Annotated in this window: 12 protein-coding genes; 7 read left to right on the forward strand and 5 right to left on the reverse strand. The window is 58.5% G+C overall.

The window, feature by feature from the left end:
* Window positions 1-54 precede the first annotated feature (54 nt).
* Entirely contained in the window at window positions 55-1,515 is a 1,461-nt protein-coding gene (locus IPK17_RS17270) for a PAS domain S-box protein (RefSeq protein WP_343418934.1), read from the reverse strand.
* Window positions 1,516-1,792: 277 nt separating this feature from the next.
* Window positions 1,793-3,001 (reverse strand): hypothetical protein, encoded by a 1,209-nt coding sequence (locus tag IPK17_RS17275; protein ID WP_343418935.1) that lies wholly within the window; start codon window positions 2,999-3,001, stop codon window positions 1,793-1,795.
* A 241-nt stretch (window positions 3,002-3,242) separates the two neighbouring features.
* Between IPK17_RS17275 and IPK17_RS17280 the strand changes: the two genes are divergently transcribed.
* The 4 genes from IPK17_RS17280 to IPK17_RS17295 all read left to right on the forward strand — a co-directional run bounded on the left by IPK17_RS17280 (window position 3,243) and on the right by IPK17_RS17295 (window position 8,838).
* Window positions 3,243-4,937 (forward strand): glycoside hydrolase family 57 protein, encoded by a 1,695-nt coding sequence (locus tag IPK17_RS17280; protein ID WP_343418936.1) that lies wholly within the window; start codon window positions 3,243-3,245, stop codon window positions 4,935-4,937.
* Window positions 4,938-4,945: 8 nt separating this feature from the next.
* Window positions 4,946-6,403, forward strand: a complete 1,458-nt coding sequence (locus IPK17_RS17285) for a glycogen synthase (RefSeq protein WP_343418937.1) — start codon at window positions 4,946-4,948, stop codon at window positions 6,401-6,403.
* A 295-nt stretch (window positions 6,404-6,698) separates the two neighbouring features.
* Window positions 6,699-7,955 carry a glucose-1-phosphate adenylyltransferase gene (locus IPK17_RS17290; protein WP_343418938.1) on the forward strand — a complete coding sequence of 419 codons (1,257 nt, stop codon included), beginning with the start codon at window positions 6,699-6,701 and terminating at the stop codon, window positions 7,953-7,955.
* A 211-nt stretch (window positions 7,956-8,166) separates the two neighbouring features.
* Complete coding sequence (locus IPK17_RS17295) at window positions 8,167-8,838, forward strand: hypothetical protein (RefSeq protein WP_343418939.1); 672 nt, start codon at window positions 8,167-8,169, stop codon at window positions 8,836-8,838.
* A 198-nt stretch (window positions 8,839-9,036) separates the two neighbouring features.
* Here IPK17_RS17295 and IPK17_RS17300 read toward each other — a convergent pair whose 3' ends face one another.
* Window positions 9,037-9,474 carry an isoamylase early set domain-containing protein gene (locus IPK17_RS17300; protein ID WP_343418940.1) on the reverse strand — a complete coding sequence of 146 codons (438 nt, stop codon included), beginning with the start codon at window positions 9,472-9,474 and terminating at the stop codon, window positions 9,037-9,039.
* Window positions 9,475-9,716: 242 nt separating this feature from the next.
* Here IPK17_RS17300 and glgP point away from each other — a divergent pair, with 242 nt between their 5' ends.
* The gene (glgP, locus tag IPK17_RS17305; RefSeq protein ID WP_343418941.1) at window positions 9,717-12,290 is read left to right on the forward strand and encodes an alpha-glucan family phosphorylase; all 2,574 of its coding nucleotides are present in this window, start codon (window positions 9,717-9,719) and stop codon (window positions 12,288-12,290) included.
* Between the two features lie 130 nt (window positions 12,291-12,420).
* On the opposite strand, the gene IPK17_RS17310 is transcribed toward glgP, so the two are convergent.
* A complete protein-coding gene (locus tag IPK17_RS17310) occupies window positions 12,421-13,116 on the reverse strand; it encodes a hypothetical protein (RefSeq protein WP_343418942.1) in 696 nt (231 codons plus the stop codon).
* A 157-nt stretch (window positions 13,117-13,273) separates the two neighbouring features.
* On the opposite strand from IPK17_RS17310, the gene IPK17_RS17315 reads away from it, so the two are divergent.
* Both IPK17_RS17315 and IPK17_RS17320 read left to right on the forward strand, forming a co-directional pair.
* A complete protein-coding gene (locus IPK17_RS17315; protein WP_343418943.1) occupies window positions 13,274-14,257 on the forward strand; it encodes a hypothetical protein in 984 nt (327 codons plus the stop codon).
* Window positions 14,258-14,595: 338 nt separating this feature from the next.
* Window positions 14,596-16,731, forward strand: coding sequence for a histidine kinase N-terminal 7TM domain-containing protein (locus IPK17_RS17320; protein ID WP_343418944.1), 2,136 nt, complete (start codon window positions 14,596-14,598; stop codon window positions 16,729-16,731).
* Between the two features lie 40 nt (window positions 16,732-16,771).
* Here the strand turns inward: IPK17_RS17320 and IPK17_RS17325 are convergent, their stop codons facing one another.
* Entirely contained in the window at window positions 16,772-17,905 is a 1,134-nt protein-coding gene (locus IPK17_RS17325) for a cytochrome P450 (protein WP_343418945.1), read from the reverse strand.
* Window positions 17,906-18,004: the final 99 nt, after the last annotated feature.

An 18,004-nucleotide genomic window follows, 5' to 3' on the forward strand; every position in this document is an offset into this window, starting at 1 on the left:
TCTGATACGACGGCTGGCCTAAATGTCCGCCTTCAGTCAACTTAAGGCGGTGACTTATGCTTCCGACATGGTCGGGAGCGTGACACGAAAGCATGAGCCTTGCGCAAGTATGCTTTCGACCGTGATCGTGCCCCCCAACTGTTCCACGATCCTGCGGGCGATAGGCAAGCCTAAACCAAAACCGGGCGTTGTATGAACAGCATCCTGTCGCCAAAATGTTTCAAAGATATGGGGCAGATCGGCTGCTTCAATCCCCGTACCAGTGTCGCTGATTTCAACGCAGATTTGGTCGTCTCCCCCATACATAGTTACGGTGACTGAACCAGTTTCCGGGGTGAAGCGGTAGGCGTTATCAAGCAATTGATAGAAAGCACGCTCGACCAGATACGGATCACCCAACACAGACGGCAGGTGTGGTGAAATCTGCGTCCGTAAGCTTGGTCCAACGGGATAATTGGTTGCAACCACTTGACATTGCGCTTGAACCAGTTCGCCTAACTGCAGGGGCAGGAAGTTCGCTGCTTCCGCACTTTCCACTTTCATCAATAACAGTAATGACTCGATCAGCCGATTAATCCGGTCGAGTTCCCTCTCCATCTGTTTGGCTTTGAGAGCCCGCCGCTCCGCGTCTTCTGACCGTGATATCAGGTAGATGCCGGTATGAAGGGTTGAAAGCGGCGTACTAAACTCATGAGCTGCATCCTGAACAAAGCGGGTCAGCAGACGAGTTCGCTCCTTTTCAAGACGAAGCTCAAACTCTGTTTCCAGCGCCCGCTTGCGTTCAGTGATGTCCCGAACGATGCACTGAAAGTGTCGTGGATTTCCCTCATCGTCGCGTACCAACTCAAAGTTGACCTCCACATCAACGAGACTGCCATCTTTGCGCCGCGTGCGGCTTTCAAAGGGGGCAATATGGCCGCCCGCCTTAAGGTTCTGAGCGAGGGCGAGCACCGACTGTTGGAGTTCTACTGGCGTTACGGTGTAAAAGGTCATGTCTTCCAACTCTTCTACCGAATACCCTGTCATTTCAGCGGCTCGGCGATTGGCGCGTTTGACCCGATCATGAAGATCAAAAATGACGACGGCATCGTTGGATTGCTCAAACAGGGCTCGATACTCGACTTCTTCTTCGCGTAGGGTGACATCTGTGTGTGTACCTAGATACTGGATCACCGTACCGCGCTGATCGTGGATCGGCGTCAGATGCAGCTCGTTCCAGAACAAGCTTCCGTCTTTGCGATGGTTCTGGACCACTACCGTGACGGCTTCACCCCGGTTCAAGACCGGCCACACTTCCTCGAACGCTTCGTGCTGACTATCAAATCCCCATAGAAATCCGGGATTTCTGCCAATTATTTCTGCCGCCGTATAGCCGGTTATCCGTTCAAAAGCTTGATTGACGTAGATGATGGGGAATTCGGGCTGCAGAGCATCGAGGAACATCATGCCTGAAGGCGAGTTATCGATAATTTGCTGCTGCACCCATGCCTTGTCGAAGAGTTCGCTGTTGGCCATTTTCACCCTCTTGACTCACTCTAAAGTCACAGCTACAGCCGAATGAAAGCACTTTCTTGACTATCAGATTACCTTAAGTATATAGCCAACCATCGTCTCACAAGCTGAACAAAACCCGAAAGCGCCTCTGCGGTAGGAAAGTGCACAGCGGCTACTTACACGCCAAAAGCCCGAACAACCAGGGCGCATCTTCACATTCGTGCTGCCACGGACATAACATTGTCATGAATCGATGGGGCGCACGCTGGTGCGCCCCATCGATGCGCTACCCTCTCAGCTAGTCACCCACCCGTGATGCAGTAAAGGGAAGCGTGATCGCACATCCCTGCGAGGTGTATGTCATCGTGCCTTCCATCGAATTCGCATCGATCACCTGCACTTCGTAGTGACCAACCCCACCTGCATCTTCAAAATCCATCCTGTAGACGCCCGGTTCCGGGTTGGTGCTGATAGCGTCGGGCGGAGGCGGCGCGTTGCTGCTAAAGGCGGCCGTCCCCAAAATCACCATATCAAACTCATCACCCGGCAAGCGGAATGGGGGCGGATCGGCGAACGTTCGCACAACGAACTCGAGCGTCCCGTCCGGGCAGCCGGCGGAGCTGGCTTCGGCTCTCACCCACTGCCATTGGTATTCGCCCGCCGCAGGCAGGAGGCCGCCACCTGACGGCGGCTCGGGCGTGGTTTCGATGGGCTCTGCAATCGTGATGGTGCGCGGCAGTAGGCGGATGGGCAGCAGCGACATCCGCTCGAAGTCGTAGGGTTCGGGCGGGCTGGGCGGCCCCGAGGCGCGGCGGTCGCTGTCGAGCGGGATGCGCGTGCGGCTGCCCGCGGGCACCACCACCGTGACCCCCTGCGCGGTGACCGTCGCCTGCCCTTCGACCACACTAACGATCATCTCCGCCTCGGCCTCGCCTTGTAAGAACGCGGTCGAACCGAGGCGAATATCCACGTCGTTCGCCGTGAACGAAATCTCGTCATAGCCGTCCGGCGTCTGCACGAGGATGCCGCTGTCCGGCGCTTCGGTGCACTGCGTACCGCGCAGCCCGGTTTCGAAAAAGAACGCCTGCATCGGGTTGGCTTCAGCCTCGGCGGCGTTTTCCACCTCGACCTCGCCAAACAGCACCAGCGTGAGGTTTTCGCCGGGCAGCGCATCGGGCACATCGGCTTGCACCCGCATCAGCGCAATGCCCCATTCCTCGCTGTCTTCGAGGCGCGAACTCAGGTTCAGTGTGCGCACCGCTTCCAGCGCAGCCACATCCCCCGGCGCAGCAAAAACAAAGTCAGTCACGTCGGCTTGGGGTTCGGCGACGAGCTGCACGTTGCCGTAGCAGACTTCGTTGCGCCCCACCGCTGCGCAGTTCGCGCCCGTGACCACCAGCGCTTGATCGACAATATTGGTACAGGTGTCCGCCTGAGCGAGCGCGGGGATCGTGGTGCACGTGATCAAAACCAGCAGGCCAACGGCCACCCGCCGAGCATTCCGCATAATCTTGGACTCCTAATTTAACTCCAAGATCATTATAGGCAGTTCAGGATTTTATGATCAACAATTTGTGTTATCGATAGCAGTTTATCGATAGCGCTTCAGGCAGGGGTAGTCTCCCCGCACAAACCACCCCAAAAACCCTGTGACGTTCATCCGCAATCCCGTTTCGTAATTTGCGCCTCTCCCTTCTCCAACGTTACAATGCGGACAACAAATGAATTTGCCCTGAGGAGAGTTGTTTGTGACCGCATTGGGCGCATTTACGTTCGTGTTGCACAGCCATCTTCCCTATGCGCGGCTGGCGGGCCGCTGGCCTCACGGGGAAGAGTGGATTCATGAAGCGGCGAACGAAACCTATATCCCCCTGCTCAACATGCTGTATGACCTGAAAGAGGAGGGCGTCCCCTATTCGATCACGATTGGACTGACCCCCGTCCTCGCCGAGCAGCTCGCCGACCCCGACGTGCTCGAACACTTTGACCAATACCTCGCCCAGCGCATCGAGGCGGCCAAACGCGACGTCGATTACTTTCTCATGCCCGGCACGGAAAACGGGCATCTGCGCTATCTGGCGGAGTGGTACCGGGACGTTCACGAACACACGCGCAAGTCGTTCAACGAGCGCTTCAACCGTGACCTGATCGGCGCGTTCCGCCGCTTGCAGGAAGCGGGCTGCATCGAAATCATCACCAGCGCGGCGACGCACGGCTATCTGCCCCTGTTCAGCCGTGACAGCAGCGTGCGCGCGCAGGTCAAGACGGGCATTCGCAGCTACGAGCGCATGTTCGGGCAGCGTCCGCGCGCCGTGTGGCTGCCCGAATGCGCCTACCGTCCGGCTTACATCACCGAGACGGGGCGCAAACGCGCGGGGTTGGAGACCATCCTCGCGGAAAACGATCTGCGCACGTTCTTCAGCGAAACGCACACCATCACGGGCGGCAGCCCGGTCGGCGTGGCGGCAGGCGATGTGATCGGCCCCTACGGCGCGATCAAACGGCGCTATGTCATCCCGCTCACTGACCAGTTCAGCACCAGCAAAAAGCCTGCGACCACCTTCCAGCCCTACTACGTCAGCGACACGACCAACTACCCGAACGCGCAGAGCCACAGCGGCGTCGCGGTGATCGGGCGCAACCACAAGGTCGGCGAACAGGTGTGGAGCGCGCAGTATGGCTACCCCGGCGACTTCGACTACCGCGAATTCCACAAGAAAGCCGGGACGAGCGGCCTGCAGTACTGGCGCATCACCGGGGCAAAAGTTGAACTTGGCGACAAAGATTTCTATCATCCTGATTGGGCTGAATATAAAGTCGAGCAGCACGCGGAACACTTTGCGCATCTGGTGGGCGATCAACTGCGCCAGTATCACAACCAGACGGGCAAGTTCGGCCTCGTCGCCGCCAATTACGACACCGAGCTGTTCGGTCACTGGTGGTACGAGGGCGTGAACTGGCTCGGCAAAGTGATTCGCCATTTGAATCAGCACCCGGAAGTCGAACTGACGAGCGCCAGCCAGTTCATCGATCAGCACCCGCCGGAAAACGTGCTCGATCTGCCGGAGAGCAGTTGGGGCGCGGGCGGCACGCATTTCGTGTGGGACAACACCGAAACGCACTGGATGTGGTCGCCGATTCACGAAGTCGAAGAGCGCATGGAAGTGCTGGCGACCAACTTCAACGCGCCGGATGATCAGGCGCTGCAGGTGTTGAATCAAGCGGCGCGTGAAGCGCTGCTCGTGCAAAGCTCCGACTGGTCGTTCCTGGTGACGACCGGGCAGGCGCGCGAATACGCGATCCGGCGCTTCAGCCAGCACATCGACCGCTTCGAAAAGCTGGCCACCAGCCTCGAAGCGGGTAATCCGAACGTCGAAGCCGCGCAGGAATACTGGGAATTGGATAAAATTTTCGCAGATATTGATTACCGCTGGTTCCGCTAGGAGTCCTTATGAACGTCTTGTTCGTCACAGCAGAAGCAGATCCCTACGCCAAGGTCGGCGGTCTAGCGGATGTGGCCGGGTCGCTCCCGGTCGCGCTGCGCGCCAACGGAGTCGACGCGCGCGTCATCATGCCGCTGTATGCGTTCATCGATCAAGCCCGCTGGGGCATCAGCTACCTCCTCTCCTTCGATGTGCACCGCCGCACGGGCACGATCCATGTCGATCTCTACACGGCGACGCACAAAGGCGTCCCGATCTACTTCGTGCGCGCGCTCCCCTACTTCGGGCAGGAAGCGACCGTCTACTCCAACTGGGATTACGACGTGCCGCGCTTCATGTTCTTCTGTCAGGCGGCGCTCGACGCGGCGGCAGCACTGCGCGATCAGCAAGGCTGGTTCCCGGATATCTTCCACGTCCACGACTGGCACACGGGACTCGTGCCGTTCCTCCTCAGCCAGAAGCGGAGTGAATGGGGCTGGGGTCACGTCGGTTCGATGGTCACCATCCACAACATGCAGTATCAAGGCGAACATATCGGCGGGTGGGCGTGGGAACAGGGCATTCCCGGTCGCGATCACCCCGAACTGCAAGCCCGCGGCCTGAGCGACAACATGCTGGCGATTGCGCTGGCGTACTCGGACATGATCACCTCGGTTAGCCCGCGCTACGCCGTCGAGATCCAGTATCCGAACGCCGGCTTCGGCCTGCAGGATCTGATCCGCAACCGCTTGACCGATGTGCGCGGCATTCTCAATGGGCTGGACATGAACCAGTGGAATCCGGCGACTGATCCGCTGCTCGAATCGAATTACAGCGCCGACGATTTCGTCGAAAATCGCCTACCGAACAAACGCCAACTCCAGGCAGAAGCGAACCTGCCCGTCGACGACGACATTCCCGTGATCGGCATGGTCACGCGGCTGGTGCAGCAAAAAGGGCTGGATCTCGCACTGCCCGCGCTGCGCACCGTCCTCGCCAAGCACGACGTGCAGTTCATCGGCTTGGGGTCGGGTGAGCCGGAATACAACGAAATGTTCTTCCGCCTCGGCGCGGACTTCCACTGGAAGGCGAAATGCTTCCTCGGCTATAACGCGACCGTCGCGCAGCGCATTTACTCCGGCTGCGACATTTTCCTCATGCCGAGCCACTTCGAGCCGTGCGGCATCGGCCAGATGATCGCCATGCGCTACGGCGCGCTGCCGCTTGTGCGCGAAACCGGCGGCCTCGCCGACACCGTCATGAATTACGACGACGGCGAAGCGGATTTCGGCACGGGCTTTGTGTTCAACTGGGAAGAGCCGCAAGCGGTCGTCGGCACGCTCGATTGGGCGCTGTGGACCTATCGCAATCGCAAAAACGCGTGGCGGCGCATGCAGGATCGCGCCATGCGTGTCGATTTCAGTTGGGACAAGAGCGCCCGCGAATACAGCCGCCTCTACGGCTGGATTCAGGATCGGCACAAGTAACCGACATCCGGGTGGAGGGACAAGACATGAGCGTGTCGAATAACGTCAGATTCCGACCCCACCCCCGACCCCTCCCCGAATTCAGGGAGGGGAGACAACAGCACTCGCAGCATCTCCCCTCTCCCCGCTTGCGTGGGAGAGGGGTTGGGGGTGAGGGGGTTCTAGACACCCAATGCCCTGTCCCTACAGCAACAACCATCCCAGTCTAGGGGTGAGGTTTGTTCTTTCACTAGGTTATACCGCCGCGCTGCGGCAAAATATGGCTTAAATAGGGGTTATTTGGAGGCGTCCATCCATGAAGGTCAAGGCAGTCATCCTCGCAGGCGGTGAAGGTACGCGGTTGGCGACGCTCACACAGAAGCGCGCCAAACCCGCGGTTCCATTCGCAGGCAAGTATCGCATCATCGACTTCCCGCTGAGCAACTGCGTCAATTCCGGCATTTTCGACGTGTTGATCCTCACCCAGTACCGGCCGCACAGCCTGAATGATCACATTGAGCGCGGGCGTCCGTGGGATCTCGATCGCTCGTTCACGGGCGGCGTGCAGATTTTGCAGCCGTACAAAGGGCGCTACGACACCGATTGGTACGTGGGCACAGCGGACGCGGTGACGCAGAACCTCAACTTTGTGCGCCGTGGTCGTCCGGATTACGTGCTGCTGCTCTCCGGCGATCACATCTACGAGATGGATTACGATGTGCTGATCCAGTATCACCGCGACAAGAAAGCTGATGCGACGATCTGCACCATCACCGTGCCGCTCGATGAAGCGAGCCGCTACGGCATCGTCGACATCAACGACGATTACAGCGTGCGCTCGTTCATCGAAAAGCCCGCGAATCCGCCCGGCAATCTGGCGAACATGGGCGTGTACGTGTTCACCTATTCGGTGCTGGAACGGATGCTCAAAGAAGATCACGGCATGGAAACCAACCATGATTTCGGCAAGGACATTCTGCCGCGCATGGTGGCCGAAAACATGTCGGTCTATGCGTATCCGTACGGCGGCTACTGGATTGACGTGGGGACGATTGAAGCGTACTGGGAAGCGCACATGGATCTGCTCGCCAGCCCGCCGTCGATCAACCTGAACGACCGCACGTGGATCATTCACACCAAGTCGGAAGAACGACCCCCGGTGCAGATTGCGACGGGCGCGATCATCAAAGACAGCCTGATCACCGACGGTTCGGTGATCGCGGAAGGCGCGGTGGTCGAACGCTCGGTGCTCTCCCCCGGCGTGTTCATCGGGCCGAATGCGGTGGTGCGCGAATCGGTGATTTTGACCGATACGTACATCGAAGCGGGCGCGGTGGTCGAACGCTGTATCATCGACAAGATCGCGGTCGTCGGGCATAACGCGCGGGTCGGCGCGATTCCGCCAATGGGCGAACTCGGCATTTCGTGCATCGGCAAAAACGCGCATGTTCCGGCGGGCTATACCGTCGGGCACAGCACGATTTTGGGCACGGATTTGCGCCTCGAAGATTTCGCGGCGTACCCCGACAAAATCGTCCCGAATGGTACGCGCCTCGGCTACAAAAAGAAGTAGATTTGCGCGCATGGCGGTGAGAGGGCGCACACCATGTGCGCCCTTTTTGATTCCGTTGTGGTTGTCGTCACCGCAAACGAGACTTAAGCGGCGCATACGGGAAACCGTGACTTCGTAGGGACGCGCTGAATCGCGTCCGCTGCGCCAAAACCGTACGCATCACAGAAAGTTTCGCGCCCAGCCGTTCGTAGCAAGGCAAACAGAGATTACTATGGATGAAAATGCTACTACGCTCTCTTTTGCAGATTGGCTCACCGCGATTTTCAAGGAGATGTCTCGTGGAAATAGCAACGAGATGCTCCCCAATTTTGGCGAGGGCTATGTGTCGCCTGTAGACACATTAACGTATATCACCGCTGCATTCGAAAATGCCGGGTCGATCCTTTCGCCTTTTTCAAACGCTGAGCTTGACCGAGGTTTGTACTATCTGGTGTCCCACGCTTCAGAAGATACGTTATTGCTTGTGGACAACGATATTCCGTGGGAGGTACGAAAGCGCTGCATAGCTTCGTTTCGCTCCTTGTTCGAACAGGTTTTTTCTGTTCGGTGTCCCCCACACCTGATGCACATTGACGATTTACCGGGCAAAAATCACTTAAATCGCGTTTGCTACATGTGGTGGGACGTGTTGCCAGTGATTGGCCGTGCCAACGAGCCACATGGCGAAGAAATCAACCACTGTTTTATCGACATCATGGAAGCAACTCTGAAAATCGATTCTCTGGCTTGTCGTGAAAGTGCGCTGCATGGATTAGGGCATTGGCAGTATCGCTATCCAGCGCGAGTTGCCACAATTATTGACAGCTTTCTAGCCGAAAACTCGGCGCTTTCGCCGGAATTGATCGATTATGCGCATGCGGCAAAAATCGGGAGGGTGCGGTAACGACTTCGTTTTTCCTAGTCAGGTTTGGACGTGGTAAACGCGCTGAATCGCGCCCCACAAAAACAGATTCGCAGGCCGAAAATTTGCGAAATTGCGGCAATAAAAAAGGACGAGGTTATCCCCGCCCTTACGCTGCACCTGCATTGGACGACGCGAATGTCGTCCATACGTTCTCTGCGCTCAAACGATCAAATTGACTTAGCTCGACTGTTGAGTCTTGGCTTTGGACTTGCTGCCGGTGGTCTTGGTCTTGGTGGTTGGAGTCTTCGGCGTTCTCGGCTTGGTGGCGCGCTTCGGCTTCGCTTCCGCCGAGGCTTCGGCTGCCGGCGCTGCGTCGCCTTCAGTGACTACGACCGAGTTATCGCCGCTAAAGGGATTCGGCACATAGCGATCAGCTTCCCAATCATTGTGCCATTCTGTCCCATTGACCAGATAGCGGAACTGATATTCCCGCCCCTTTTCGAGTTCCAGCACGGTGGTAAAGCTGCCGTCTTTTTGCCGCTTCATCGGCGTCGCTTTTTCGTCCCAGTTGTTGAAGTCGCCAACCAGGAAAACCGTTTCACCCTGTACTGCTGCGGGCAGTGAAAACGTCACTTTGCAGACGTTTTTAGTCTTCAGATACTGCTTCTTGAGCATACCCAACGAATCCCCTTACTTTGTGAACGCAGGTACTTGCACCCCGCATTGTAACACAACTAAAATTTTGTCAACTTCCTATTTGCAAAAATAAACGAGATTGGTACGAAAAACATCCAACTTTTGGCGGTAATTCATTTCCGCTTTTTGGCAAAATGCGTTATCGTAAACACAGCGAACGGTTGCGCACGCAACAAAATTCGCCCGTTTGCGCATTGAAGAAATTGGAGATGAACTTCAACATGGTCAAACCCATTGCAACAGTGAGCGTCGTTCCCAACTTGCCGAAAACGTTGGAACGCCTCCGTGAACTGGCCTATAACCTGCGGTGGTCGTGGGATCACGAAACGATCGCCTTGTTCCGCCGTATGGATCGGGATCTGTGGGAATCCACGGGTCATAATCCGGTATATATGCTCGGCTTGATGGATCAGAATCGCCTCGAAGGTCTGTGTGACGACCCGGCGTTTATGACGCATTTCCGGCAAGTGTTGAGCAGTTTTGATGATTATATGATCGGGCATGATACGTGGTTTTTACGCCACTATGCCAAATCAGATAAGCCGTATTTAGCGTATTTTTCGACGGAATTTGGCCTCACCGAGTGTTTGCAGAATTACTCCGGCGGTCTCGGCGTGCTGAGCGGCGATCACCTGAAAAGCGCCAGCGATCTCGGCCTGCCGATGGTCGGCGTCGGCCTGCTCTATCAAGAGGGCTATTTTCACCAGTATTTGAACGCGGATGGGTATCAGCAGGAAACCTACCCGATCAACGATTATTCGAATTTGCCGGTGACGCTGGAACGGGACGCCGATGGTAATCCGCTGCGCATCAGCGTGCCGATGCCGGGCCGTCAATTATTCGCGCAAATCTGGCGCGTGCAGGTCGGGCGCGTGCCGCTCTTCCTGCTCGATTCGAACATTCCGGAAAACCCCGCCGAAGAAGATCGCAATTTGACGGATCGCCTGTACGGTGGAGATCGGCGCACGCGCATTCGGCAGGAAATCCTCATGGGGATCGGCGGCATTCGCGCGCTCGAAGCGTTGAATCTGCGCCCGACTGTCTGCCACATGAATGAGCCGCATTCGGCGTTTTTGGCGCTGGAACGCATTCGCATTTTCATGCGCGAAAACAACGTCAATTTCTGGCAGGCGAAAGACATCACCGCCGCCGCGAATCTGTTCACGACGCACACGCCCGTTCCCGCGGGTCTGGAGCGCTTCGGCTTCGATTTGATCGACGAGCACTTCACCGATTACTACCGGGACCTCGGCCTGAATCGCAACCAGTTCATCGATCTGGGGCGCGAAAACATGGGCGATTACGAGCTGTTCTCGATGGCGGTGCTGGCGCTCAACACATCGTCGGGCGCGAACGGTGTGGCCAAGCTGCACGGCGTGGTGTCGCGCAAGCTGTGGCAGTGGATGTACCCGGAAATCCCCGAACACGAAATCCCCATCGGCGCGATCACCAACGGGATTCACGTACAGACGTGGATGAGCCGCGATATGGAACAGCTCTTCGACCGCTATTTGGATCCGGCGTGGCGGGATTCACCGTCGGATGTGAACGTATGGCGCACCGTCGACTCGATCCCCGATGCGGAACTGTGGCGCACGCACGAACGCCGCCGCGAACGCTTGGTCGCGTTCACGCGCCGCCGTCTGCGCGCGCAGTTGCAGAATCGCGGCGCGGCGCAGCACGAGATCGAAACGGCGGAAGAAGTGCTCGATCCGGATGCGCTGACTATCGGTTTTGCGCGCCGTTTCGCTACCTACAAACGCGCGACGCTGCTGTTCCGCGACCCGGAACGCCTGAAGGCGATTCTCGACAACCCGGAACGCCCGGTACAGTTCATTTTCGCGGGTAAGGCGCATCCGCATGACACGGGCGGCAAAGACCTCATCCGCCAGATCGCGCGCACGGCGCGGCAGGAAGACTTCCGCCACAAGATCGTCTTCCTCGAAGACTACGATATGCACATCGCGCGCTATCTCGTGCAGGGCGTCGACGTGTGGCTGAACAACCCGCGCCGCCCGAAGGAAGCCAGCGGCACGAGCGGCATGAAGGTCATCTACAACGGCGGCCTCAACTGCTCGATCCTCGACGGTTGGTGGGATGAAGGCTACGCGCCCAGCGTCGGTTGGGCGATTGGCGCGGGCGAAGAGTACCCGGAATACGAATGGGATCATCAGGATTTTGTCGAGAGTCAGGCGCTCTACGAAATCTTCGAAAAAGACAGCATACCGACGTTCTACGAGCGCGGGCGTGACAATGTGCCGCGCGGGTGGATCAACAAGGTAAAGACTGGCCTGCAAGTCCTCGCGCCGTACTTCAACACACATCGCATGGTGCAGGAATACACCGATCAGATGTACATGCCCTGCTACGACCGGGCGCGCAGTCTGACGGGCAAGAACATCGAAGACGGTCTCGAGTTCGCAACATGGAAGGGTCGGCTGTACGAGGCATGGCGCGGCGTGTATGTGCGCGATGTGCGCGTGTCGGAAAAGACGCTGCGCGTGGGCACGGAACTCGGCGTGACGGCGGTCGTGCATCTCGGTCAGCTCACGCCCGACGATGTCCAGGTCGAGCTGTACTATGGCAAGCTCGGCACGCGCGGCGACATCAGCGATGACGGGCAGGCCGTGCCGATGAACCTGAACACGGCGGAAGCCGTCGACGGCGCGTACACCTTCAGCACGAAGGTGACGTATGAGAACAGCGGTCAGCGTGGCCTGTCGGTGCGCGTACTGCCCAAGCATGGGTCGCTGCCGAGCCCGTTCCAACTGCGCATTGTGCGCTGGGCGCAGTAACCGCGATCAACCTGAAAACCACAACCTAAACAGCTATAGCCAAGAGCGCAGCGAGTCAGAACTCGCTGCGCTCTTGGTGATTCAAGGTCAAGGCGCTGATCGGGCGCGGCAGGCGACGACCAGCAGCCAGTCAGTCACCTGCACAGTCGCTGCACGCTTCCTCCGTGGGTTCCTCTGGCGGTGAGAAGAGCGGCGGGAGCAGTGTCTCGAGGATCGGCGGCCGCAGCGGCGGATTGGTCGCTGTCGGCACAGGTGTCTCCGTGGGCGGGACAGGCGTCGGGGGTGGCGTGTTCGTCGGCGGCACCGCGGTTGGCGGAATGGGCGTACTGGTCGAGGGGACTGGGCTAGGCGGAATCGGCGTGGCGGTCGGCGGGACAGCCGTCGGCGGAACGGGCGTATTCGTGGGCGGCGGTGGTTGATTGGTCGGCGCAGTCGTCGGTTCGGCGGACTCCGCGGTTGGCTCCACGCCCGTCGGTTCGAGCGTCGCCGTGGATGAGGGGCGGATGCGCGTATTCGTCAGCGTGGGGGTCAGCGTCACCAAGCGCGTGATCGGGCGCGTGTAGATGGGGATCGGCGTGCTCGTTGCCAATGTAAGCTTGGTAATGTCAACCGCCACGGGCACCACGCCGGCTTCAACGGTTAGCAGCTCCCGGGTTGGCTGCCGCAGATCGACCAGACTCAGCGTCGCCGTCGCCAAGATCGGCGACGCGGTGGCGACCACGACAGGGTCACCCGTCTGTGACCCGCCCCGGATGCTCACGACGATCACGCCGACGAGAACCAGCGCCGTAATTAACTTGAGAAAACCGCCTAACACTCTGCGCACTGCGAGCTGCTCCTTGCTGTATTCTCCAGAGCGTAGCTGGCTTGCCTTACACGGCACTAACGTGTAACACCTAACATTACGCCACGCGAGGAACGTCGAGCGCGCATCTGATTCTGCTATACTGAGATCAGTAGTTAGCTGACAAGGAGATGCCCTGATGGAGAGCCTGACTAGCTGGTTACTCGCAAGTCCCACCCCGTCGCTGCGTTACCTCACCTATCGTCGTCTGCTCGGCTATGCCGAAAGCCACAGCGACGTGCAGACTACGCGCGAACAGATGCGCACCACCGGGCCGATCCCCCTCATTTTGAGCAAACAGACGCCTGCCGGGCATTGGGTCAGCGATGCCCGCATGTACGGGACCAAATACATCGGCACGCATTGGAGCATGATCGTGCTGACCGAGTTAGCCGCCGATCCAAGCGACGATCATCTGCGGCGCGGGCTGGAGTTTATGCTGGCAGCGACCGAGCACAATCACATGCTGGAGGGGCAATTCGACAAAACGGTGCCGAGCCCGGAAGTGTTCGGCTTCACCTGTCTGTGGGGCAACCTGCTGCGCTATGCGGCGTACTGCGGGCTGGCAGATGATCCGCGTGTGACCCGCATTAGCGAGTATGTGGCGCGCAACTTGACCGCGGGGCAGTGCAAATGTCACATCAACGATTACCTGCCGTGCGCCTGGGGCGCGGCGCGCGCACTGTGGGGCTTGGCCGCGCTGCCGCAGCGCTCCACGAGTGTTCAGCGCGCCATCGATCACGCCGTCGACTTCCTGCTGAGCTCCGAGCACGACCTGCCAGCCGGGCGGTATCCGTCGCGTGGCGGCGTGCATGCACTGTGGGGCAAACTCAGCTTCCCGACGTTCTATCAGGCGGACGTGTTGTTCGTGCTGCGCGTGCTCGGCGAGTTGAACGCGCTCGCCCACCCTGGCGCACACCGCGCGCTCGCGTGGCTGGACGCGCAGCGCCAGCCCGATGGTCGCTGGCGCGGGAACAATCCGTTCCAGTCGCGCACATGGCGAATCTCCGGTGATCGGCAGGACATTCATCGCTGGGTATCGCTGCACGCGGCGTTGGTCATGCAGCAGGCCGAGCAGCAGCAAGCGGCTTTGTCGTCGGTGAACAGCCCTATGAACCAATAAGTCGTGTTCTACGGTAGAGGCGCACTGCGAATTGACGCGATTCTTCTGCCTCCACCTGAACTCGGAGAGGGGTGGGGTCAGAGCAGTGTGATCCATAGCTCACGTTCGCTCAATCCCGCAATAGCGGCGGAATCTGACGCAGTGCGGGCCCTTTGTCCCCCCACGGATAACCGATCTTAGACCCGTTCTGCCGCTCAAATCATCAGTAGGTTATCCGATATTACACGAGCTTTACGGTTTGTAAGGCTGAGTTCAACGTATGATGAAGCTGTTCTCGCTGCTGATCGCTGTAGAGCCGCGGAGCCAAGACTCACAACCCGTGCATTTTCCGAGTAATCATGCTTGATCAAGCGCACTACTACTTTCTGCTGCTCCTGCTGGCCTCCGGTGTCTCGGCTTACACTGCATCCTTGATCTGGAAACATCGCTCAACGCCCGGCGCGTATGCCGTCCTCAGCTTCACACTGGGAATGTGCGCGTGGGCACTCCCCTACGCTGCCTATTGGTTCACGCCGCCTGCGCCTACCCGATTGTTCTGGCTCGATGCAACCTATTTTGGAGTCGTGGTCGTCCCCGGCGCGTTCTTCGCCTTTACGCTCTATTACACAGGTCGCCAGACCTTGATTCATGGCCGCCGCTTACTGTTGCTGACCGTGGAACCGGCGCTCACTCTCCTTCTCCTCTGGACTGATCCGTGGCACGGCTTATTCTTCGCCGGGAAACAAGCCGCCGACTCCGCGACGATTCTCGACGGTGGTCCGTGGTTCTGGCTGCATGTCGTCTACTCGTACGGCTTGCTGTTGATTAGCGCGGTTTGGCTGTTTCAGGCGCTGGTGCGCGCTCAATGGGTGTTTCGCTGGCAAGCCGCACTCGTGCTGTTCGCGGGGCTCCTGCCCTTGATCTCCAACATCATCACCTTCGCCGGGCTCAATCCGCTGCCGGGGCTGGATCTTACGCCGCTCTCGTTTACGCTCACCGGGCTCATCCTCACTTACAGCCTCTACCAAACTGGTCTGCTCGATCTTGTACCTGTAGCGCGTGGCCAGGTCGTCGACCAGATGAGCTCGGGTTTCCTCGTCATTGATCGGCAGCAGCGCATTGTCGATGCGAACGCTGCGGCGCTCAAGCTTTTGAGTGAGCTGAAGGGAACCCAGATCGATCACCTGATCGGGAAGCCGATTCAGACGGTTCTGGTGGACTGGCACCGCTGGGTCGCCAGCGGCCCGACGCCGAACGTCATCCTCGATGGCATCGCGAACAATGCCAAGCACTTCACATTACGGGTCGCCATTTCGCCCCTGCTCGACGAACACCAGCGCTGTCAAGGACAGGTCGTGGTGCTGTCGGACATCACGGAAGAAAAACGGATGGAGCGCGAGCTCCGGCAAAGCCTGAACTATTTCCAAGCGATTTTCGACGCCTCGACCGATGCCATTTTCATCTGTGACGCGCACACCGGGGTCATCCGCGACACCAACGCGCGCGCCTCCGCCCTCTATCTCTATAGCCGGGAAGAAATGGTCGGCAGCCGCGATCTCAACCAGTTCAATACGGGGATCGAGCCGTTCACCACTAAACACGCGCTCCAGTGGTTTGAAAAGGCGCGTACCGAGGGGCCGCAGGTCTTTGAATGGATGGGGCGCGACAAAAACAACCAATTGATGTGGCTGGATATGCACATTCAATACACGCGCTTGGGCGACAACGATCTGCTGCTGGTTCGCGCCAGCGATATGACGGAGCGGAAACACGCGCAGCAGCAAGAATTTGAACTGCGGCTGGAGCGCGAGCGGGTGAATATACTGACGCACTTTATGCGCGATGCATCGCACGAATTTCGCACGCCACTCTCCGTCATTCGCACCAGCCTGTATTTGATGAGTCGCACCGACGATGCCGCACGGCGTCAGGCTAAGGTGGAACAGATCGAATTGGCCGTGAATCACATGGTGCGGTTGATCGATATGCTGGTCGTCCTCGCATCGCTGGATAGTGGCATCGAACTGCAGCGCCAAGCCGTCAACGTGAACCAACTCGTCAACCAAGTGCTCATCACCGCGCGCTTGACCGCCAAGCCGCTGCACTGGGATGTGCACTTAGCGCCAGCGCTCGAACTGACACAGGTGGACCCCGATCATCTGCTGGAAGCGCTGCGCCAACTGCTGGACAACGCTGTGCGCTTCACGCCGGATGGGGGAAGAATCACCGTGACCACCAAGCAACACGGCGAAGAACTGGTGATTGAGGTCGGTGATACCGGCTGTGGCATCGCCGAAGAAGATTTGCCCCACATCTTCTATCGTTTCTTCCGCACGGATGACGCCCACACCTCATCGGGATTCGGGCTCGGGTTACCGATTGCCAAGCGGATCATCGAACTGCACGGCGGCACCCTCAGCGTGACCAGTCAGGTCGGCGTGGGCAGCGTGTTCCGCATCGAACTGCCGACGGTGACACCCGTCCCAGCCGTATAATTTCGCTTAGGACAGATGCTCCCCGTGACAAAGTGCCTCACTAATCAGGTAACCAGCGCAGCAGTGTGGTTAGGGCGATTTCGCCTTCCAGACGCGCCAAGGGTGCGCCCAGACAATAATGGATGCCCAGACTGAAGGCGAGATGTTTGTTGGGCTGGCGCGAAATAGCAAAGACGTTGGGGTGGTCAAAGACCGCCGGATCACGATTGGCAGCATGCAGCACCGCATGAACGCTGTCTCCACAGCGAATCTGCTTGCCGCCCAGCACGACATCCTCAAACGCCCAGCTCGGCAGCGTCATATATGACGGGCTGTTGTAGCGCAGCAGTTCTTCGACAGCCGAACTTACCAGCACCGGATCGTCAAGGTTATCCCGCAATAAGCGCATCTGATCGAGGTTATTGAGCAGCGTCAACATGCTGCTGTTGATGAAATTCGCGACAGTTTCGTATCCGGCAGCAAACAGCAGAAACACCATCGACAGCAGTTCTTCGCGGCTCAGTCGATCACCCGCCGCTTCCGCGAAAATGAGTCCCGTCAGCAAGTCATCCGGAGCGTTGGCGTGCGTGCGCCGCGCATCAATTTGCTGATTCAGGTAATGCGACAATTCGAGGATCGCCGTTTCGGTGGAAGTCTCCTCAGACAGCAGCAGCACGGTCTTGGTCCAGCGTCGGAACTCAGGGTAATCCGCCGCGGGCAGCCCCAGCATCTCCATGATGGAGAGCAGCGGGAACACTTCGCCGTAGTGTGCCGCGAGATCAAATTCGTCACCCTCTGCGACTTCCCGATCAATCGTCGTTAGCAACTCCTCGGCAATCGCCTGCAAGCGGGAGCGCAAATCGCGCACTCGCCCCGGCGTAAACACCAGATGCACCAGCGACTTCAAGCGCGTGTGGTCAGGTTCATCCAGATTGAGCATATGCCGGTTGATGGCCGTCTGCATCGCGTGGGCGGACGCTGGTTCGGCAGCGCTCCGCGGCACTTTGCCGAAGCGCTTGTCTTTCATAAACGTGACACAGTCGTCATAGCGCGTGAGAAACCAGACCGCCTCGCCTGTGTGCGGATCAAGCGCCCGATGGATCGGGTCTTCGCGCCGCATACGCGCATACAACGCATGATTTCCCCGCGCCTCAAGGGAGAATATATCAAAGGGATCGGTCTGGCTCACGACCATCGACTGGCGACCTCACAACTACCTGATTGAACAATTAAATATGGATGGTAGGAGGCATCACCAAAGCGCGTGATATCGACCAGCAAGAGGAAAACCAAG

Source organism: Candidatus Flexifilum breve (assembly GCF_016713355.1).

Coding starts and splice junctions, on each gene's coding strand:
- IPK17_RS17270 (WP_343418934.1), bottom strand. CDS start 1,515: ATGGCCAACAGCGAACTCTTCGACAAGGCATGGGTGCAGCAGCAAATT.
- IPK17_RS17275 (WP_343418935.1), bottom strand. CDS start 3,001: ATGCGGAATGCTCGGCGGGTGGCCGTTGGCCTGCTGGTTTTGATCACG.
- IPK17_RS17285 (WP_343418937.1), top strand. CDS start 4,946: ATGAACGTCTTGTTCGTCACAGCAGAAGCAGATCCCTACGCCAAGGTC.
- IPK17_RS17290 (WP_343418938.1), top strand. CDS start 6,699: ATGAAGGTCAAGGCAGTCATCCTCGCAGGCGGTGAAGGTACGCGGTTG.
- IPK17_RS17295 (WP_343418939.1), top strand. CDS start 8,167: ATGGATGAAAATGCTACTACGCTCTCTTTTGCAGATTGGCTCACCGCG.
- IPK17_RS17300 (WP_343418940.1), bottom strand. CDS start 9,474: ATGCTCAAGAAGCAGTATCTGAAGACTAAAAACGTCTGCAAAGTGACG.
- glgP (WP_343418941.1), top strand. CDS start 9,717: ATGGTCAAACCCATTGCAACAGTGAGCGTCGTTCCCAACTTGCCGAAA.
- IPK17_RS17315 (WP_343418943.1), top strand. CDS start 13,274: ATGGAGAGCCTGACTAGCTGGTTACTCGCAAGTCCCACCCCGTCGCTG.
- IPK17_RS17320 (WP_343418944.1), top strand. CDS start 14,596: ATGCTTGATCAAGCGCACTACTACTTTCTGCTGCTCCTGCTGGCCTCC.
- IPK17_RS17325 (WP_343418945.1), bottom strand. CDS start 17,905: ATGGTCGTGAGCCAGACCGATCCCTTTGATATATTCTCCCTTGAGGCG.